At 63.0% G+C, this 19,735-nt stretch carries 19 protein-coding genes and 1 pseudogene; 12 read left to right on the top strand and 8 right to left on the bottom strand.

Features of this window, described 5'->3' with window-relative positions; all coding sequences use genetic code 11:
* Positions 1–102: 102 nt before the first annotated feature.
* The 3 genes from ACO550_RS04030 to ACO550_RS04020 all read right to left on the bottom strand — a co-directional run bounded on the left by ACO550_RS04030 (position 103) and on the right by ACO550_RS04020 (position 2,701).
* Complete coding sequence (locus ACO550_RS04030) at positions 103–684, bottom strand: amino acid synthesis family protein (RefSeq protein WP_315594927.1); 582 nt, start codon at positions 682–684, stop codon at positions 103–105.
* 58 nt (positions 685–742) lie between these two features.
* Positions 743–1,705 carry a Bug family tripartite tricarboxylate transporter substrate binding protein gene (locus ACO550_RS04025; RefSeq protein WP_485994221.1) on the bottom strand — a complete coding sequence of 321 codons (963 nt, stop codon included), beginning with the start codon at positions 1,703–1,705 and terminating at the stop codon, positions 743–745.
* A 78-nt stretch (positions 1,706–1,783) separates the two neighbouring features.
* The gene (locus tag ACO550_RS04020) at positions 1,784–2,701 is read right to left on the bottom strand and encodes an NAD(P)-binding domain-containing protein (protein ID WP_315594926.1); all 918 of its coding nucleotides are present in this window, start codon (positions 2,699–2,701) and stop codon (positions 1,784–1,786) included.
* A 146-nt stretch (positions 2,702–2,847) separates the two neighbouring features.
* Here ACO550_RS04020 and ACO550_RS04015 point away from each other — a divergent pair, with 146 nt between their 5' ends.
* Both ACO550_RS04015 and ACO550_RS04010 read left to right on the top strand, forming a co-directional pair.
* Positions 2,848–3,759 carry a LysR substrate-binding domain-containing protein gene (locus ACO550_RS04015; protein ID WP_315594925.1) on the top strand — a complete coding sequence of 304 codons (912 nt, stop codon included), beginning with the start codon at positions 2,848–2,850 and terminating at the stop codon, positions 3,757–3,759.
* A 419-nt stretch (positions 3,760–4,178) separates the two neighbouring features.
* Positions 4,179–5,633 (top strand): bifunctional 2-methylcitrate dehydratase/aconitate hydratase, encoded by a 1,455-nt coding sequence (locus tag ACO550_RS04010; RefSeq protein ID WP_315594924.1) that lies wholly within the window; start codon positions 4,179–4,181, stop codon positions 5,631–5,633.
* A 395-nt stretch (positions 5,634–6,028) separates the two neighbouring features.
* Here the strand turns inward: ACO550_RS04010 and ACO550_RS04005 are convergent, their stop codons facing one another.
* From ACO550_RS04005 to ACO550_RS03990, 4 genes are read right to left on the bottom strand one after another with little or no spacing between them, the layout of a single operon-like run.
* Complete coding sequence (locus ACO550_RS04005; RefSeq protein WP_315594923.1) at positions 6,029–6,883, bottom strand: ABC transporter permease subunit; 855 nt, start codon at positions 6,881–6,883, stop codon at positions 6,029–6,031.
* 1 nt (position 6,884) lies between these two features.
* Positions 6,885–7,832, bottom strand: coding sequence for an ABC transporter permease subunit (locus ACO550_RS04000; protein WP_315594922.1), 948 nt, complete (start codon positions 7,830–7,832; stop codon positions 6,885–6,887).
* Positions 7,829–8,857, bottom strand: coding sequence for an ATP-binding cassette domain-containing protein (locus tag ACO550_RS03995; RefSeq protein ID WP_315594921.1), 1,029 nt, complete (start codon positions 8,855–8,857; stop codon positions 7,829–7,831). Before ACO550_RS03995 ends, ACO550_RS04000 begins: the two co-directional genes overlap by 4 nt.
* Positions 8,858–8,874: 17 nt before the next feature.
* Positions 8,875–10,266, bottom strand: coding sequence for an ABC transporter substrate-binding protein (locus ACO550_RS03990; protein WP_315594920.1), 1,392 nt, complete (start codon positions 10,264–10,266; stop codon positions 8,875–8,877).
* A 199-nt stretch (positions 10,267–10,465) separates the two neighbouring features.
* On the opposite strand from ACO550_RS03990, the gene ACO550_RS03985 reads away from it, so the two are divergent.
* The 10 genes from ACO550_RS03985 (at position 10,466) to ACO550_RS03940 (ending at position 18,686) form a co-directional block, all read left to right on the top strand.
* The gene (locus ACO550_RS03985; RefSeq protein WP_315594919.1) at positions 10,466–11,749 is read left to right on the top strand and encodes an ABC transporter substrate-binding protein; all 1,284 of its coding nucleotides are present in this window, start codon (positions 10,466–10,468) and stop codon (positions 11,747–11,749) included.
* A gap of 22 nt (positions 11,750–11,771) precedes the next feature.
* A complete protein-coding gene (locus ACO550_RS03980) occupies positions 11,772–12,674 on the top strand; it encodes an ABC transporter permease subunit (RefSeq protein ID WP_315594918.1) in 903 nt (300 codons plus the stop codon).
* Positions 12,671–13,693, top strand: coding sequence for an ABC transporter permease subunit (locus ACO550_RS03975; RefSeq protein WP_315594917.1), 1,023 nt, complete (start codon positions 12,671–12,673; stop codon positions 13,691–13,693). The genes ACO550_RS03980 and ACO550_RS03975 overlap by 4 nt, the downstream gene beginning before the upstream one ends.
* Positions 13,690–14,436, top strand: a complete 747-nt coding sequence (locus ACO550_RS03970) for an ATP-binding cassette domain-containing protein (RefSeq protein WP_315594916.1) — start codon at positions 13,690–13,692, stop codon at positions 14,434–14,436. The genes ACO550_RS03975 and ACO550_RS03970 overlap by 4 nt, the downstream gene beginning before the upstream one ends.
* 5 nt (positions 14,437–14,441) lie before the next feature.
* On the top strand, positions 14,442–15,278 hold the full coding sequence (locus ACO550_RS03965) for an ATP-binding cassette domain-containing protein (RefSeq protein WP_315594955.1): 837 nt from the start codon (positions 14,442–14,444) through the stop codon (positions 15,276–15,278).
* Positions 15,279–15,317: 39 nt separating this feature from the next.
* Complete coding sequence (locus ACO550_RS03960) at positions 15,318–15,755, top strand: universal stress protein (protein ID WP_315594915.1); 438 nt, start codon at positions 15,318–15,320, stop codon at positions 15,753–15,755.
* Positions 15,756–15,891: 136 nt separating this feature from the next.
* On the top strand, positions 15,892–16,362 hold the full coding sequence (gene tnpA, locus ACO550_RS03955; RefSeq protein WP_315594914.1) for an IS66-like element accessory protein TnpA: 471 nt from the start codon (positions 15,892–15,894) through the stop codon (positions 16,360–16,362).
* Positions 16,362–16,715: an IS66 family insertion sequence element accessory protein TnpB gene (gene tnpB, locus ACO550_RS03950; protein ID WP_315594913.1), complete on the top strand. Its 354-nt coding sequence runs from the start codon at positions 16,362–16,364 to the stop codon at positions 16,713–16,715. Before tnpA ends, tnpB begins: the two co-directional genes overlap by 1 nt.
* Before the next feature lie 57 nt (positions 16,716–16,772).
* Entirely contained in the window at positions 16,773–18,362 is a 1,590-nt protein-coding gene (gene tnpC / locus ACO550_RS03945; protein ID WP_315594912.1) for an IS66 family transposase, read from the top strand.
* A 63-nt stretch (positions 18,363–18,425) separates the two neighbouring features.
* Positions 18,426–18,686 (top strand): Rid family hydrolase, encoded by a 261-nt coding sequence (locus ACO550_RS03940; RefSeq protein ID WP_315594911.1) that lies wholly within the window; start codon positions 18,426–18,428, stop codon positions 18,684–18,686.
* A gap of 204 nt (positions 18,687–18,890) precedes the next feature.
* Here the strand turns inward: ACO550_RS03940 and ACO550_RS03935 are convergent.
* Positions 18,891–19,328, bottom strand: a pseudogene (locus ACO550_RS03935) (universal stress protein).
* Between the last annotated feature and the right edge of the window lie 407 nt (positions 19,329–19,735).

The raw sequence follows: 19,735 nt of genomic DNA, 5'->3' as shown, positions 1-19,735 counted from the left end.
AATAGATGCGGCCCGAATTATACCGGCGAAGCGGAACCGGCCGCCGGAAAGGGCCGCCGGGGACCGCAGCCGGAGAGGCGACCGGCCTGCGGCCTCGGCGCGCTAGCGCTGTCCGTCGGCGCCGACCACGTTCTCCTTGAGCAGTCCGCCCAGCCGTGAATGCACACGGCCGCCGGTGCCCATCACCAGTGCAAACAGGATTTCATCCGGACGCGGTGAATCCTGGATGCCGATCTCGATGCTGTTGAAGTGGCTGCGCACGTACGACGCGTGGACGTAATGCACCGGCACCATCATGCGGTAACCCGCCGAGGCCACGGCCTTGACCGCCGGCACCATCGCCTTCGGTTCGCCCAGCACGGTGCGCATGGCCCAGCCGCCCGCTTCATGCCAGACTGCACCGTGCTCCATTTCGCCGTTGATACCGACGATAGCGGCCTTGCTGTAGACCTCGATCTTGTCCTTGCCGCCCAGCGTTTCCACCAACTCCGTGGCCAGCAGCGAGCCAAGGGTGCGCAGTTCCGCCATGAACGGCATCAGGTCCGGTTCATATCGGCCGGCATATGGGTTGCGGATGACGGCGGCAGCCGCGGCCAGCTTCAGCGGATGCGCAACCGGCGGGCCGCCTTCGTGATAGGTCGTTTCAACGATCAGATGGCGTTTGCGGATTTCGATCAGGGACACAGGTTTGCTCCGGGGGGATGGGGTAAGAGACCAGGGGGCGCTGCAAGGGCGATGGCGCTTATTCCGGCGTAATGCCGACTTCCTTGACGATCGTGGCCCATTTGCCGATTTCGGACTTGACGAACGAGCCGAACTGCGCGGCCGGCTGCCGTTTCGGGGTCAGCCCCTGCTGGGCAAAGCGACGGATCAGGTCTTCATTGGCAAGCGCCTTGTCCAGTGAAGCCGAGAGCTTGCGCGCGACATCGTCGGGTAGGCCACTCGGTGCCATCAGACCGAACCAGACTGTCAGGTCAAAGCCCGGCGCGCCGGATTCATTCAGCGTCGGGATGTCGGCGGCCAGCGCGAAGCGATCCCGCGTGCTGACGCCGTAGATCTTCACCTTGCCGGCACGCGCCTGCTGCAAGCCATTGGCGAAGTCGGTAAACGTCAGCGTGACAATGCCGCCCATCACGTCGGTCAGGGCCTGCGGACCGCCCTTGTATGGCACCTGGACGATTTCGGACTTGCCCATATGCGCAAGCTTGGCGCCGAATACCTGCGCGCTACCCGAACCGTAGCCATAGGTCAGCTTGCCCGGGTTCTGGCGCGCGTATTGAAAGACATCGCCCACGTTCTTGCCCGGCGCGGCCGGCGCGCCGACCAGCAGGTACGGTGTTTCCGCAACGCCGCCCAGCGGCTGGAGATCCTTGACCGGGTCATACGGCAGTTTCTTGAACAGGCTGACGTTGCTGGCCGCCGTCGTGACGCCGACGATTACAATCGTGTAGCCGTCGGGCTTGCTCTGGGCCGCCTGCTGTGTGCCGATGATGCCGTTGGCACCGGGTTTGTTGTCTATGACAAAGGGTTGCCCCAGATCGTGCGACATCGGTTCGGCCAGGGCACGCGCCACCACGTCGGTAATGCTGCCAGCCGGGAATGGCACGACCATGCGGATGGGCCGGTCAGGATAGCCCGCTGCCAGGGAGGCGGCGCTCAGCGTGAAGGCCACCGCCGCGGCCATGCCACGGTATAGGTTGATCATGTTGTCTCCAGAATCGTATTTTTTATCCGGCGCGATGCCGGTGGATGGTGCGCTTCGGGGGCGCGCGATCGATATGGCTCAGGACGCGACAGTGCCCGCCTGCATGCTTTCCAGATACCGAATGATCTCGGTATTGTCGGCACGCGCGTCAAGCGTATCGGTGGCCTGCCTCCAGAGCGATGCGCAGAGCGTCAGCTGGGGCGCATCGACATCGGCCAACGCCTGCAAGCCGGCGGCGGTGGCCAGGTCCTTGGCCTGCAGGCGCAGCGCGAAGCCGGCGTTGAACGTGCGCGGGATGATGAACTGGGTGAGCTTGGTCTCGGTGGCGACGTTGCGTCCGCTCGATGCGTTCAGAACGCGTGCGAAGACGTCGGCGTTCAGGTCCATGCGTTGCGCAATCAGCATCGCCTCGGAAGCGGCCAGCAACCCCGCTGCATAGACATAGTTGTTGAGCGCCTTCATCGCATGCGCAGAGCCCACCGCGCCGGTTTCGATCAGGGTCTCGCCCATGTACTCGAGCAGGGGGCGTGCCACCGCCACGTGTGCGGGATCGCCCCCGGCCATGATCGCCAGCGTGCCCGCGCGCGCCTTGGCGACGGCGCCGGACACGGGGGCGTCGACCAGGGCAATCTGCCGTGCCGCGAGCGTGTCAGCCAGCTTGCGCGTGTCGCCCGGATTCGACGACCCCATGTCGATGATGGTGCTGCCGGCCGACAGAGTGTCCACGAGTCCGCGCTGCTCGCTATTGCCCGCAATGACTTGATTGGTGATGGGGCTGTTGGGCAGCATCGTGACAACGATACTGCACTCTGCCAGTTGCGACAGCGACGTCGCGCGGTGCAACGTATCGCCCCAAGCGGGCAGTCCGGCCAGTGCGGTAAACGCCGCGTCCGCGGTATCGAATGCCTGAATGTCGAGATCTGGGGCCGTTGCCAGGTTTTCCAACATCGGCAACCCCATCATCCCCAGGCCCACAAAGCCAATTTTGCGACGCATGCATCTCCTCCAGAGTATGTCTCTTTTGTATCCGGGATAGCCCGTTCCATGAGGAAGATGCTATGGGTTTTTATCTGCTTTGTCGTATGCTCGGGTGATTGCAGGATATAACATTCGGTTATCGATGAGGGTGCGTTGGGGGCGCGATGAGATTCAAGCTACGGCAGATGGAAGTGTTTCGGGCCGTGATGCTGACGGGTTCGATGAACGGTGCGGCCAGCCTGCTCTGCATCTCGCAGCCGGCCGTCAGCAGGTTGGTCGCCTATACCGAGCAGAGCCTTGGGCTGAAGCTGTTCGAACGGGTGAAAGGCAAGCTGCATCCCACCGCCGAAGCCCAGATGCTGTACGAGGAAGTCGGGTCGCTGTTCGAGGAAGCCTCCCGGATCGACGAGTTTGCGCGGGATCTGGCTACCAATCCGCAAGGCACGCTCAAGCTGTGCTCCAGCCCAAGCCTTGCCCTCAATTTCCTGCCGCCGGTCGTGGCCACGTTCCTGGAGGCGCATCCGCAAATCCGGCTGACGATGCGCACTACGTTGCTGGCCGATATGGCGCTCGAACTGCTGGGCCGCAAGGCGGAACTGGCGGTCTCGGTGCTGCCGATCGAGCATCCCAACCTCGTGGTCGAGCCATTCGCCCAAGGCCGCATGGTCTGCATCATGCCGGAGGGCCATCCGCTAACCGCCCACGCTGCAGTCTCCCTCACACAGGCCGCGGCGTATCCGCTGGTCCTGTATGCCCGCCATATCCCGTTTGGTCAGCTGTTGTCGGCGGCCTTCGAGCAGGCGGGCGTGGAATGGCGGGCCAAGGCGGATATCGAACGGGCAGAACTGGCTTGTGCGCTGGTACGGGCAGGCACAGGCATCGCGATCGTCGATGAATTCTCGGTGGGCCGTGCAGGTTGGCCGGGCACGATAGTGCGACCGCTTCGCGAACATATACCGCTGACGCTCAGCCTGGTCCGCTCGCGCTTCGACATGCCAACCCGTCAGGCCCAGGCGTTTGTCGGTCTGCTGAAGTTGCATGCCGCCAACTATGTCGGGGTGGATATCGTCGACTGAGTGTGCGCAACCAGTCGCGCATGGCTGCATCAAGCGCCGAGGCAGATCTTGGGTCAACAAACGGCTCGAGCTAATTCGCGCATCTTTGGGGTCCCTTTGATTCCCGTGCAGTTTACCGGGATAGCCCCCCCTAGCACCCATGCGGGTTCTCGGGCGACGATCTCCTAAAATTCCAGTCACCTTCCCGGCCGCCGAGTTAGGTCGAGTTCATGGACCCGGCCGCAGGGGAAGAAGGCGTCAGCGGCGCGATTTCCCGACCGGTAACGTGGTCGACGAGCTGGAAGCATCCGGGCGCCGGCACATTCGAGTGCCACAATGATCGACGCCGGCATCCCAACCAAGCGCACGCGTGCTGATGGAAGGCTGAGTGCGCGTGCCAAGCGACGCGTTTTGATACTTCCCCTCCCGCGAGGCTGACCATGTCCACCGACACGCCGTCCGCGCAACGCCCCGATCCGGACCGGGTACTGGTCGACATCGTCGACTATGTGACCGGCTACGAGATCAAGAGCGACCTCACCTACGACACCGCCCGCAACTGCCTGATCGACACCCTCGGTTGCGGGCTCGAAGCCCTGTCCTACCCGGCGTGCACCAAGCTGTTGGGTCCCATCGTGCCAGGCACGATTGTGCCGAACGGCGCGCGCGTGCCGGGCACCCAGTTCCAGCTAGACCCGGTCCAGGCTGCCTTCAACATCGGCACGATGATCCGCTGGCTGGACTTCAACGATACCTGGCTGGCGGCCGAATGGGGGCATCCGTCTGACAATCTGGGCGGCATCCTGGCCACCGCCGACTGGATTTCGCGCAACAACATCGCCGCTGGCCGCAAGCCGCTGACGATGAAGGCTGTGCTCACGGCCATGATCAAGGCGCACGAAGTCCAGGGCTGTATCGCGCTAGAGAACTCCTTCAACAAGGTCGGCCTCGACCACGTGGTGCTGGTCAAGGTGGCCTCCACCGCCGTGGTCGCGCAGATGCTGGGGCTGACGCGCGACGAGATCATCAATGCCGTGTCGTTGGCGTGGGTCGACGGCCAGAGCCTGCGCACCTATCGCCACGCGCCCAACGCCGGCAGTCGCAAGAGCTGGGCCGCAGGCGATGCCACCAGCCGCGCGGTGCGGCTGGCGTTGATCGCGCGCACCGGCGAGATGGGCTACCCATCGGTGCTGACGGCGAAGACGTGGGGCTTCTATGACGTACTGTTCAAGGGAGAGCATTTCAGATTCCAGCGCCCATATGGCTCGTACGTGATGGAGAACGTGCTGTTCAAGATCTCGTTCCCGGCCGAGTTCCACGCGCAGACCGCAGTGGAAGCCGCAATGGCGCTGCATGGCACGCTGGCCGACGCCGGCAAGACCGCCGCGGATATCAAACGGGTCACGATCCGCACGCACGAGGCCTGCCTGCGCATCATCGACAAGACCGGCCCGCTCAACAATCCCGCCGATCGGGACCACTGCATCCAGTACATGGTGGCCGTGCCGCTGCTGTACGGCCGCCTGACCGCCGATGACTACGAGGACAAGGTAGCGGCCGACCCGCGTATCGATGCGCTGCGCGCAAGGATCGTCTGCAAAGAAGACAAGTCATTTACCGCCGACTACCATGATCCGGACAAGCGATCGATCGTCAATGCCCTGACGATCGAACTGGACGACGGCACGGAACTGGACGAAATGCTGGTCGAGTACCCGATTGGCCACAAGCGCCGGCGCGCGGAAGGCATCCCGTTGCTGGTGGAGAAGTTCCGGACCAACCTGGCGCGCCGTTTCCCGCCCAAACAGCAGGCGGCGATCCTTGCCGTATCGCTCGACCAGGCCAGGCTTGAGGCGATGGCCGTCAATGAGTACCTCGATATGTATGTGATTTAGGTTATCGCCTCACACTTTCATTGAACATGCTGGCTTGGCAGGCCAAATGGCAGTAGCTCAAGTGAATGCGGCCGCCGCTTCCAAAGAAATGAAACGGCTGAGAGGGCGACTAGTTGGCGCGGGCGCGGCGGATCTCTAGGGGGCGACTAGGCGCTTGCCAGGGGCGGCCCGTCGATGCCCTACTCTCGATGAGGTGCACCAATCGGCAAATTTGGCGGCCGAGTACTGTGGATCATTTCCCGAAAGTTGGTTCGTGTCGTGTGGCCAGTCTTTGTGGCGGTAGCAATCGCCGCGTTCATGAATTCCTTGCAGATCAGCATGACGCATGCGTGCAGGTCATCGTCACGTACAGTCGATGGTGGCGCTGGTGGTCGGCAAGCTCCTCCAGTGCTGGATCACTTGATCGCACCAACGGTAAACCCCGCCACGAAACGATCAAGGAAGCTGTTGTAGAGCGCCGCCACCGGCACGCTGACGATCAGGCACGCGCCCATCAGCGAGCCCCAGAAATACACGTCGCCCCGAACCAGAAAGGTCGGCACACCTACGCTCACCGTGTACTGCGACGAACTGGTGATGAAGGTCAGCGCATAGACAAATTCCTGCATTGCCAGCGTGGCGCTGAAGATGACTACGGTGAGGATCCCGCTCGACGACAGCGGCACCACCACTTTCAGGAAGGCACCGAAGCGGCTCAGCCCGTCCATCATCGCGGCTTCCTCGATATCGCGCGGCACCGCCTTGAAAAACCCCATCATCAGCCAACTGCAAAACGGCACCGTGAAGCTGGGGTACACCAGCACAAGCGACCACAGTGAATCCTGCAGGCCCAGCGCGCCGATGATGCGCGAGAATGGGATGAACAGAATGGTGGGCGGGATCAGGTAGGTCAGGAAGATGCCGATGGCCCAATGCCGACCCCAGCGTCCTGATAGTCGCGCAAGGCTGTAGCCCGCGGGCACGGCCAGCAGCAGCGTGATCAGCACCACGCCGACCGACACCACCAGCGTATTGAGCAACCAGCGTACATAGCGGGTCTCGCCGAAGAGCACCCGCAGATTCTCCAGCGTTGGGGGCAGGTTGAACAGGAAGGGATTGTTGGCGGTGTTGATCAGGTCGTGCACATCCTTGAAGGTGGTGATCAGCATCCAGTAGAACGGAAACGCGCAGAACGCCACGAATGCGGCGACGATGCCGAAATGAACGCCGCGCGCGGCCCAGCGCTGGTAAGTGATGGCAGCGGGACGCATTTCAGGTCACCTCCGTGCGGCGCGCCACGGACAGCAGCACGATCACGACCGCCACCAGCACCGGGAACAGGAACAGCGAGATCGCCGCGCCCTCGGCCAGGTCGCCGCCCGGTATGCCGGTGAAGAAGGCCAGGCTGGCAAGTACCTGCGTGGTGTCGTACGGCCCGCCGCGGGTCAGCACGTAGATGATGATCATGTCGGTGAAGGTGAACACGATGCCGAACAACAGCGCCACCAGCATGATGGGCATCACCAGCGGAATATTGATGAGGAACAGGTGGCGCCAGAAGCCGGCGCCGTCCATCTCGGCGGCATCGTGGATGTCCTGCGGGATGCCGCTCAGGCCGGCGAGGATAATCACCGTGGCCAGCGGCAGCAGCCGCCACACGTCCACCACGATGACCGATGCCATCGCCAGGTCCGGCTGGCCGAGCCACACCGGCCATTCATGCGGTCCGAGCATCCCCACCGCGCGCAGGGTCCAGTTGATAATGCTGTAGACCGGATCGAAGATCCACAGCCAGCCGATGGTGCCGAGCGAGATCGGCGCCACCCACGGCAGCAGGATCAGCAGACGCACCAGCCATTTGCCGCGGAAGTCGCTGTACAAGGCCATGGCCAGCATCTTGGCCAGCACCACCACCAGCACCTGCGACAGCAGCGTGAACACGAGCGCGTTGCCCAGCGAGCGCCAAAACGTGTCGCTCTCGATCACGCGCCGGAAGTTCCGCAGGCCGACGAAGTTCAGCGCGTGGCTGCCCACCGTGACATCCGTCAGGCTGTAGTAGATCGACAGCAGGAACGGAAAGCCCACCAGTAGCACGATGTAGACCACCGCCGGTGCGAGCATGGCGCGACCGAGCCAGCGGTCGTCGTCAGTCAGGCGCGGCACGGGATGCTGCGCCAGCACAGGCGCGGGCTGCCCGGTGGCGACGTGGAGTCGCTTCACGGCGAGCCTCCGAGGCTGGCCCCGGATCTGGCATCGAAGCGACGCAGGTCGCGCTCGCGCACCGCGAAGCGGTGTCCGCCCCCGGCCTCGATCGGCGCCGTCACCGTGCAGGGAATTCGCGAGACCACGCTGGCCTGCGGCATCGGCGGCTCCAGCCTGCCGTATACGAGGCGGTCCGAACCCAGGTTCTCAATGCGCGTCACGTCCACCGCGAAGCTTCGCAGCGCCCCCTCTCCGGGATAGGCCTCCTGCGGCAGGAAATGCTCTGGCCTAAAGCCGGTGACGACACCGTCGGCTTCAACCAGGTTCATTGGTGGAGAGCCGATGAAGGTGGCGACAAAGAGATCGGCGGGATGCTCGTAGACATCTCGCGGCGTGCCGATCTGGTGGACCGTGCCGTGGTCGAGAATGGCGATGCGGTCGCCCAGGCCCAGCGCCTCAATCTGGTCGTGCGTGACGTAAATGGTGGTGATCGCCAGCCGGCGCTGGAAGCGCTGCAGTTCGTCGCGCGCCGAAGTGCGCAGCTTGGCGTCAAGATTCGACAAAGGTTCGTCGAGCAGGAACGCCAACGGCTCGCGCACGACCGCACGCGCCAGCGCCACCCGCTGGCGCTCCCCACCGGACAGCTGGCGCGGCTTGCGCTGCAACAGGTGGCCGATGCCGAACAACTGCGCGGCCCAGTCCACCTTGCTTCCCACGGCCTCGCGCTGCAGATGCCTGGCCCGCAGCGGGAAGGCGATGTTATCGAACACGTTCAGGTGCGGGTACAGCGCGTAGCTCTGGAACACCATCGCCATATTCCGCAGCCGTGGCGGCAGCGCTGTGATCACCCGGCCATCCACTAGAACGTCGCCGCTGCTCGGCGCCTCGAGCCCCGCGATCAGGCGCAGGAGCGTGGTCTTGCCGGAGCCGGATGGTCCCAGCAAGACCAGGAATTCGGCATCGCGGGCACCTAGGTCGACGTTATTCACGGCATTGGCGCCATCGAAATGCTTGGTGAGCGAGCGAACTTCCACGGAAGCCATTTACAGTCACGGTTGCGCTACACCATGCCCTTCTCGCGCCACTTGGCGAAGATGCGCTTGCAGGTGGCGTCGGCAATGCGGACGGCATTTTCCGGGGTCTCGTCGCCTGTGGCCGCCTTGGCGAACATGGTGTTGAGGACCCAGGTATTGAAGATCTCGTCAATCGCCGCGTTGGCGTAGCCGGGGTAGCCGACATTGGTCGCCTGGTTCATCAGCGTGCCCAGCACCTTGTATTTGTTTTGCGGCGCAGCCTTCTGGTCGTCGGCGATCAACTTCTGCAGGTCGGGCACGGTGCTGAGGAAGCACGGGAAGTTGTAGAACTCGCTGCCCAGGAAGCCCTGCCGGAAGTTGTCGATATAGTCGGCCAGAAACCGCTTCGCGCCAGCAATGTTCTCGGCGAACTTCCAGATCACATAGCAGTCCATCACGTGTTCCAGTGCGATGCGCCGCGCCGGCCCCTGCAAGGCCTGCGTGAGCCAGATGTCGCGCCCGATCGGCAGCTTCTTGTTCTCGGCCTCTCGGGTGATGGAGATGGCGTTCAGGCACAGCGAGATCTTGCCGGCCAGCATCGCGCGGTTGTTGGACGACGGGTCCCATGCCAGCACTTCCGGTGTCATCGCCTCCTGGTACAGCGCCTTGACGAACTTTGCCGCTTCCAGGGTGTTCTTCGAGTTCAACACTACGGCGTTCCGGTCATCCTGGACCGAGCCGCCGAAGGCATACAGGATAGTGCGCATCGCCATTGCGGTGTCGAGCTCCGCAGACAGCCCGACCCCAATAGGGATACCGCGGCTGGCCTTGATCTTGCGCCCGGCGGCCAGGATATCCAGCCAGGTGTCGGGAGGCTTCATGCCGGCTTCCTCCCAGAGGTCATTGCGGTAGTTGATCGGGTCCGGCACGAAGCTGTCGGAGAAAGCGAAGTACTTCTTCGTCTTCGGGTTGTAGGTGCTCTTGATCGCAAGCTCCACGGGCTTGCCATGCTTGCGCTGGCATTCCTCGTAGATTTCGCGATGGTCGATCACCTGTTCCTCATACACCGGCGGCGGCGACAGGAACATGAACAGGTCATGCCCCTTCTGCGCCGATACTTCGGCCGCAGCGCGTGTGGCCAGCGCGGGAATGCCGACGTGGTCCACCACCACCTCGGTATCGTTCTTCTGACCCCACTCTTTCACATAGGTGTCGTCGAACCACTTGTCGTAGCCAGGCACGAAGTGGTTCCACTGCAGGATCTTCAGCGTGTGCCTGGCCGCGTGGGCGTGGCGCGAGATTACGAACGGTCCGAGCCCGGCAGCAAGCCCGACGGCGCCAGTGGCCTGGATAAATCTGCGTCTGCTGGTGTTGGCACGCGTATCCGTACCGGTGGCGACTGCCATGTCGGCTCCGCCAGGATGTATTGTCTTCGCCATGGCCATCTCCTTGCGAGAAAGCGGTCGGCTCCCACCCCGGTCGAGCAACGATCTACCTGATCAACTCAAGCGTAGGCCTCATTTCGTAAATAGGGAATCCAGAAACACCTCATGAAGTGCCGAAATCAGTACATTGGGCACTTCCTTATTCAGAAATGAGTCATACCTTGGAGAAAGAGAGAGTGCGTGAGGAGGTGGTATGTCGCGCGCGTCCACACAAAGTTTGCCGGTCAGTGCCAGGTCCGTTATCAGTTTGCGCCGCACCATCGTGTGCAGCCTCGCCGGCCTCGGGCTGGCTGTCTCGGTCCCTGCTACCGCCAAGGTGGAGGGCGACACCATCATCCTCGGTGCAGCCGTCTCGCTGACGGGCAAGTATTCCACCAACGGCAAGAACACGCAGGACGGCTACAACCTTGCCGTGAAGCGCATCAACGAGATGGGCGGGGTCAAGGTCGGCGGCAAGGCCTACCAGTTGAAGGTCCTTTATTACGACGACGAATCGACCTCGGCACGGGGTGCACAACTGGCCGAGCGACTGATCAGCCAGGACGGCGTGAAGTTCGTGCTGGGGCCCTACAGTTCCGGACTGACCAAGGCCATCGCCCCGGTCACGGAGAAGTACAAGATTCCGATGGTCGAGGGCAACGGCGCGGACCGAAACCTGTTCACGCAGGGCTATCGCTATATGTTCGCGGTGCTCAATACCTCTGACTACTACCTGCGGGCAGCCATCAACCTCGCGGCAGAAGAAGCACAACGCGCCGGCAAGTCCCCGAAGAACCTGAAGGTAGCCATCGCCATCGAGAATGACAACTTCTCGCAGGACGTGCACGATGGCGTGGCCGAGGATGCCAGGCGCCTGGGCATGCAGGTGGTGATCGACGAGAAGCTGCCGCCCGAACTGAACGACATGGCGGTCACGCTGGCCAAGGTGAAGGCGCTCAAGCCTGACATCCTGGTGGTGTCAGGCCATGAAAAGGGTGCAACGCTGGCGGTGCGGCAGGTGTCCGAGATGCGCATTGACGTGCCGATGCTGGCGCTGACCCACTGCGATTCCGCGCAGATCATCGAGAAGTTCGGCAAGGCATCAGAGTATGCGGTGTGCGGCTCGCAATGGGACCGTACGCTGAGTTACGAGGACCGCTGGTTCGGCACGGCCAACCAGTACGCGCAGCGCTTCGAGAAGGAGTACCGCTACGAGGCGCCGTACCAGGCGGCCGAGTCCAGTGCCGCGGTGCTGGCCTTCGTCGACGCCTTCGAGCGCGCCGGCTCGTTTGATACCGAGAAGGTCCGCGAGGCAGTGGCAAGGACCGACTTGATGACGTTCTACGGTCCGCTCAAATTCGACCAGAGCGGCAAGAACGTCGCCAAGTCGATGGTGCTGTACCAGGTGCAGGACGGTAAGTTCAAGGTGGTCGCGCCGGGAAAGTGGGCGTCGTCGAAGGTCATCTTTCCGGCGCCGCCCTGGGCAGACCGCAAGTAGTGAGCCGCTGCGTGGCGGCCTGATGACAATGACCGACCTGACGCTGCTATTCCAAAGCCCGGAGCTGAATGCACAGCTCGTGGTGGATGGGCTGCTGGCCGGCGCGATCTTCGCACTGGCGGCCTATGGCATGGCCTTGGTCTGGGGCGTGATGAACCTCATCAACGTGGCACAGGGCGAGCTGGTGATGCTGGGCGGCTATACGGTGATCTGGCTCGTCGGCCGGGGCGTGCCCGCGCCGCTGGCGGTACTGCTTGCCGCGGCGGCGATGTATGGCGTGGGCTGGGGGCTCTATCGCATCGTCATCTTTCGGCTAGTCGAGCGCGATCTCTTTGTCTCGGTGTTGGCCACCTTTGGCCTGAGCATCGTGCTGCAGCAGCTTGCCAACATAGCCTTTGGTGCGAACGTGCGCACGCTCGACGCGGGCTTCGGCAGCCTGTTCCTGCCCGGTGGACTGGTGGTGCCAAAGGTAAAGCTGGCCGCGTTTGCCGCGGCGCTCGCGCTGGGCGCCGCGTTGATGCTGTTCCTGCGGCGCTCCCGCCACGGCCAGGCAATCCGCGCCACCGCGCAGAACGCACGCGCCGCGCGCGTGCTTGGCGTGGACACAGATCGCATTTACGCCACCACCTTCTCCCTGAATGCCGCCATCTGCGGCGCGGCCGGCGGGCTGGTTGCAATGACCTGGGTTGTCCATCCGTACCTGGGCCTGCCATACACCGTGCGCGCCTTCATGATCGTGGTCGTTGCCGGCCTGGGCAGCATGCTACCGGTCCTCAGCGCTGCCGGTGGGCTTGGCATCGCGGAGAACTACGCGGGCTTCCTGCTCGGCAGCGAGTACCAGACCGCTTTTCTGTATGCCCTGCTGGTAGCGATCCTGGTCAGCCGGAACCTGATGCTGCGTCGGCGTCGAGGCTATCTGCGATGAGTCTGCTCCCGCGCGGCACACGCCGGCTCGAATCGGATGTCCCGGCGACCACGGTCCCCCTGGCCGCCTGGCTTGTCCTGCGCGTCGGCTTTATCGGTGCGATCGCGGCGCCTTGGCTGCTCACCGGCATAACCACGCAGCTCACCTTCCTCTGGCTGATGGTGCTGTTTGCGCTGACGTGGGACGTGATGGGCGGGCAGCTGGGCTACAACTCGTTTGGCAACATCGTCTTCTTCGGCGTAGGCGCCTATGTCTGTGCAGTGGCACAACGCGACCTCGGACTGGGATACTTCTCCGGACTGGCGGCGGGCATTGGACTGGCGGCGCTGGCGGCGATCACGGTCGCGCTCTTGCTGGGGCCTGCGATACTGGCCCTGCGCGGACACTATTTCGCCATCGGAACCCTGGGTTTGGGCATTGCCTTTGCCGATGCCGCCGCAGGCTGGGATTTCATCGGCGCGGGATCAGGCATGACGCTACCCTTGTTCCCAGGCGCGGCCGGTAGCCGCGAGCCGTTCTACTACTACACGATGCTGGTGCTGGCCTCCATCACCCTGCTGGTGCTGCGCTGGCTCTACACGCGTCCGTTCGGGCTGGCGCTCAACGCCATCCGTGACGACGAAGACAAGGCGGACGCGCTCGGACTGCATACCACGCGGTACAAGATCCTGGCCTGGTGCGTCTGCGCCCTCTTCCTAGGCATTGCAGGTGCGCTGACTGGGAACCTGGTGGGCTTCATCGATCCGCGCGAGCTGGCGTTCGCCAGCGCCACGTTCGGGATCTGGATGGTGGTGATGGCAATCCTGGGCGGTAAGGGCACGTTGTGGGGACCGGTGATCGGCGCGGTACTGTTCCACCTAACACAGGAACTGTTCTGGACGTACCTGCTGAACTGGCAGCGCGTGGCGCTAGGGGTGCTGATCGTGCTGATCGTGGTGCTGTTCCCGACTGGCGTCATGGGCTGGCTGCGCGAGACCCGGGCCAACCGCCGCGGCGTCATGGGGAGTGCCATGCCATGACCGACCTGCTTGCACTGCACGGCGTCACCAAGCGCTTCGGCGGAGTCGTGGCCAACCATGACATCTCCTTGTCCGTGCCACACGGCGGCATTGTCGGCCTGATCGGGCCGAACGGCTCCGGCAAGACCACCCTATTCAATTCCATCGTTGGCTACCACCCCATCGACGCAGGTTCGATCACCTTTGACGGGCGCGAAATCTCGCGGATGCGCGTGCCGGAGATTGCGCGCCTGGGGCTGGTGCGCACTTTCCAGCAGACCCGGGTATTCGGCAAGATGAGCTGCCTGCAGAACCTGCTGGTCAGCGTGCCTTACGTGCACGAAGGCCTCGCCACGATGTGCACGCGCCAGCCGCGGTCGGTGACGGACCGGGCCCGCGAGGTCCTACGCCTTGTCGATCTGCAGGATCATTTGGAACAACGCGCCGCCGACCTGTCGTTCGGCCAGCAGAAGCTGCTCGAGATCGGTATGGCCCTGATGAACGAACCGAAGCTGCTGCTGCTCGACGAACCGACCGCTGGCGTGAACCCAGTGATGATCGAGAGCCTGATCGCGCTGCTGCGGGACATCAATGCGCGGCTCGGCATCACGCTGCTGGTGATCGAGCACAACACGCGGGTCGTGATGCAGCTGGCGGGCCACGTCTATTGTCTTGCACAGGGTGCGGTGCTGGCACAGGGCCCGCCGGCGCGGATCGCCGCCGACCGCGCGGTGATCGAGGCTTACCTGGGAGCACAACCGTGAACGCGATGCACGACACGGCGCCGCCAATGGCGCGGCCGCCAGCGCTTGCGGCGGGCGCCACACTTGCCACCGTCCTGGCGCGGCCACGGCCGACCATCGCGCAGCTCGATCAGTTGGCCGGCGGCGCGCCGATGGTCGCGGTCGACGACCTCGTGGCCGGCTACGGCGGCATGGAAATCCTGCACGGCTTCAGCCTGCGCGTGGCACGCGGCAGCTCGCTCTGCCTGATCGGCCCGAATGGCGCAGGCAAGTCCACGGTGCTGCGCGCCATCTACGGCCTGGCCCGGGTCATGGCGGGCACGATCAGCGTGGGCGGCAAGCCGGTCACTCACCTGCGCGCCGAGCAAAAGCTGCGGCACGCGGGCGTGGCTTATGTGTTGCAGGAAAGCTCGATCTTTCCCGACATGACGGTCGAGGAAAACCTGCTGATGGGCGGGTACCTGATGCGCGACCGACATGATGCCGCAGCGGCGGCAGAGCGCATCTTCCAGCGCCACGGCGCGCTGGCGCAGCGCCGTGGTGAGCGCGCCAGTGTGCTCTCCGGTGGAGAGCGCAGGCTGCTGGAGATCTCGCGTGCGCTGATGATGGGATCCACCGTGCTGCTGGTGGACGAACCCTCGATCGGGCTTGAGCCGCGCTACGTCGAGATAGTGTTCGCACTGCTGAGGCAACTGCAGCAAGAGGAAGGCAAGACAATCATCCTGGTCGAACAGAACGCCCGCAAGGGGCTCGCTTTTGCCGACCTTGGCTACGTACTGGTGGCCGGGCAACTCGCCATGGCCGGCATCGGCGCCGACCTGAGCCATGACCCCGAGGTCGGCCGGCTGTTTCTCGGGGCCTGACATGCCTAAGCGTTCGGGCACCGCCGCAAGGAGATAAAAATGTTCAAGCATATGCTCGTGGCCATCGACGGCTCAACCTTGTCCGATACGGCCTACCGCAAGGCCATTGAACTGGCACGGCCACTGCGGGCTAGCATCACAGCCATGCAGGTCGTCGCACACTATGACGTAATGCGCCTGCAGACCGGCTTGTTGCAGGAAACCCGGGAACGCTACATGCGCGAAGCATACCGGCAGGCGGAAGAGTACCTCGCGACGATCGCGAAGGACGCCGCCGCGGCAGGCGTAACCTGCGATACTGCCTGCGTCACCGGCGACCATATCTTTCAGGCCATCCTGGACGAGGCGGAGGCGAGGAAATGCGACTTAATCGTGATGGCATCGCACGGGCGGCGCGGGTTGCAGGCGCTGCTGATCGGCAGCGAGACGCAGAGGGTGCTGACACACACCAAGATTCCGGTGCTGGTCTACCGCTAGTGGATTTCCACTGAACATTTTCCCCGCTGCCGCACTAAAAGCCTCTACGCCTGTAAGCGCGCAATTGAACCCACCTAGCATTTGCGGCTGAGAGTGGGCAGGCTTGCGTCCGCAACCACTCTTTGCGGACGCAATCATGATGGAAGCCGAGTTTGACGTTCTGCCGCTGAGGGTGATCCGTGTTCGCTCCAACGGGAAGCGGGACTTTGACCGGTCGGACAAGCGCCGAATAGTCGAGACATGCCTGCAGCCTGGGGTATCGGTCTCCGGGATGGCGCTCAAGCTCGGTATCAATACGAACCAGTTGCGCAAGTGGATCCGACTGCACCAGGTGGCAAAGGAAGCCGCCGCGGCCACCGGGTCTACGTTGCCGGCGTTCGTGCCGGTCGTCGAAGTGAGCAATGTGATGCAGGTCACGGGATCGCCGGCGGTGCGGGGACGCCCGCCGGCCGAGGTGCCAGTTCGCACGCAGCCAGCGCAGCGCCCATCTCCTATCTCCGCGTTACTGAAGGCGCGCCTGCCCAATGGCGTGACGGTGGAACTTGAATGCGGCGGGCAGGACGTTGCGTTGGTGACGGCGATGATCGAAGCGTTGGGAGCGCGCTGATGTTCCGATTCGGCTCCGACGTGCGGGTCTACCTTCACCGCAACGCCGTGGACTTCCGCCTCGGGATCAATGGTCTGGTTGCACTGGTCGAGCAGTCGATGCAGCTTGATCCCTTTGCCCGGGCCGTCTATGCCTTCCATAACCGCCGGCGCAACCGCGTCAAGCTGCTGCTGTGGGACCGCAATGGATTCTGGTTGCTGCTCAAGCGCCTGGAGGAAGACCGCTTCGCATGGCCACGGCGTCAGCAGGCGGTGGTCGAACTGACGACCGAGCAGTTGCACTGGCTGCTGGACGGTATCGATGTGGACGCCGTGCAGCGCCACCCGTCACGCCAATATCAGCACACGGCTTGATGGTCCTGCGGGGTGACGTATACCCATCTACGCGGTCGCTGCACTATCGTGTTCAGCATGGATGAACACGACTTCTCGCAATTGCCGCCGGCCGCCCAGGCCTATATCCGCGAACTCGAAGCGCGGGCTGCCACCAACGCCGCGCACATCGCCGAGCTGACCGATCGCATCAGGCTCCTCGAAGAGCAGTTCCGCCTCGCACAGTCCAAACGCTTTGCACCGAGCAGCGAGAAGTCCAAGGACCGCGTGTTCGATGAAGCTGAGCAGATGGCTGCCACGGCCCTGCCCGACGACGAGGAAGACGCGTTCGGGCTTCCTGACACCGGACTGCCGCAGCCGGATAGGCCTGCAGGCGGCAAACGCGGACGCAAGCCGCTGCCGGCAGAGCTGCCGCGCCAGCGCATCGAGTACGACCTGACGGAAGACCAGAAGATCTGCCCATGCTGCCAAGGCTCGATGCACCGCATGGGCGAGGACGTCAGCGAGCAGTTGCACATCGAAGCCAAGGTCTCGGTACTGCAGCACGTGCGCTTCAAATACGCCTGGCGGCACTGCGATCGCAATGCCGAGCGAACACCGATGTTGACCGCGTCGATGCCAGCGCAGCCATTGCCCGGCAGCAGCGCAAGTCCGGCAATGCTGGCTACGGTGGCGGTCGGCAAGTACGTTGATGGCACGCCGCTTTACCGCATGGAAGATGCGTTGGGGCGCGCTGGGATTACGGTTGGCCGTGGAACACTGGCGAACTGGATCATCCGCCCGGCGCAATTGCACTACGGCCGCGTGTACGAGGCACTACGCCGCACGCTACTGTCGCAGCCGCTGATCCATGCCGATGAGACGACGGTGCAGGTGCTCAAGGAAGAAGGCAAGACCGCGCAGAGCAAATCGTATATGTGGGTTTACCGCAGCGCGGAGGACTGTGAGCAATCGGTGGTGCTGTTCGACTACCAACCGGGGCGTGGACAGGAGTATCCGCAGGCGTTCCTCGCCGGCTACGACGGCATGCTGATGACCGATGGCTACAGTGCCTGGCGCACCCTCGAAGGCGTCACGCACTTCGGTTGCCTTGCTCATTCCAGACGGATGTTCGTCGATGCGCAAAAGGGCCAGAAGAAGCCCAGCGCTCGCATAACAAAGGCGCTCGAGTACTTCAAGGCGCTGTATCAGGTCGAGGCGCTAGCAAAAGAAGATCTGCCCAAAGGGGAAACGCGCGCGGACTACACGTACCAACTGCGGCAGCAACACAGTGTACCGTTGCTGAAAGCCTTCAAGGCATGGCTGGATGAGCAGGCGCCGCAGGTGCTGCCGGAAAGCCTGCTGGGCAAGGCGATCGTCTACACGCGCAATCAATGGGAATATCTGAGCCGTTACGTCAGCGATGGACGGGCTCCAGTGGACAACAACGCGGTGGAGCGCGACATCCGACCATTCTGCACGGGTCGGAAGGCATGGCTCTTCGCAGACACTGTAGCTGGCGCCCAGGCGAGCGCCATGATCTATAGCCTGATGCTTACGTGCCGCGCCTGTGACGTCGAGCCATATGCCTACCTGCTCCACGTGCTCACAGAGTTGCCACAGCGAACGCCAGACGCTGACATCAGCGATCTGTTGCCGTTCAACTTCGCCCCGCCGCATCCTGCCTGAACAAACTCATAGCGCGCAAGGTGGGGAGAAACGAGCGCTTACCTACGCCTTACACAAATAACTGTGACACTTGCACAAATCGATCTTGCGTTCCGGAGGTTGGGCGCGATTCTCCAGGCGGCTGGCCTTGGATTTGAGGATCTAGTCGAACTGGTCAGCTATCACGTCGATGTCGACAAGCAGCTTGCGACGTTCCGCGAAATCAAGGATCGATACATCAAGGGGGATGCCCCCGGCCTGGATCATTCTCGGCGTCGCCGCACCTTGGCTAGGCCGACGCTATTCGTTGCAATCAAGGCTGTGGCGGCCTCGCGCGCCGTGTGATCGGTCGTGAGATATGCGCGCGCAGCCGTCCCTAAAGACGGTTCGAGCAAATCGATCTAGCCCACCCAACTGACAAAAGTTCGCTCACAGCGAAATTGTCTTCTCGGGCTCCTGGCGGCTGACGGCTGACGGCTGACGGCAGCATAGCAAATCACGGGTCAACCAGGCGCTTGCCGGCCATCACCGCCATCGTCCCAGCGAATATTACCGATACACCAGCACAGGGATCCTGCTATGGGTCAGGACTTTTTGTGTCTCGCTCCCGAGCAGGACGCCCTGTACACCACGTCGGCCATGCGACGCCATCACGATCAGGTCACACTCTCTGTCTTGCGCAGCCTTGATAATGGCTTCGTATGGGTGGTCGCTCACCACGTAGATCGGCTGGCAGTGCACGCCAAGGAGATCGGCCTTACGGCCTAACTCGGTCAAGTACCTGGTGGCGTTCTCCTCGGCCGCGTCCCGGTATTACTCACGCGTATCGGTCAACATTTCTGTATGGTAAGCAAGCAGGTGATAGTCCGGGCAAACACGTACTGCGGTGACCTTGGCCTTCATCTCGCTGGCAAGCTTGATTGCCTTGTCGAAGGCCGATTCCGCTAAGGGCGAGCCGTCCACTGCTAGAAGAAGGTGCTGGAACATGATGTGCTCCTCGTCAGAACATTACTGGCGCGGAGAATTGATCACTTCTGCTCAAGTGGCGTTGGCCGATACCGCACCAGGAACACTGTAAAAAGATGTGGGGTTTCGGAGATCTCCTTAAAATCAACACCCAACTCAACTATAGGACGGCTGTCGACGAACGATGTCCATGGTGATCTCCCGAGGTGGGACCACCACTGCATCCGCAGATTAGAACTATGTCCAGATCCTCGCTTGCTCACCTTGCCAGAGCCTTGCCATGCTTGGGGCGGCGTCGTCAGCAACCGACCATCTGCGCATGGTTGTGACCTGAGCATAGGGGTCGGTAATTGCCTCTGACGCTGGCAAGTCCATGCCAGGACGCTCCCATGGCTGAAACCGGCCAAGTCCAGCCAATTGCTGAATTC

The organism is Cupriavidus sp. (assembly GCF_057315035.1).
This window is presented reverse-complemented; position numbering and strand designations above follow the sequence as displayed.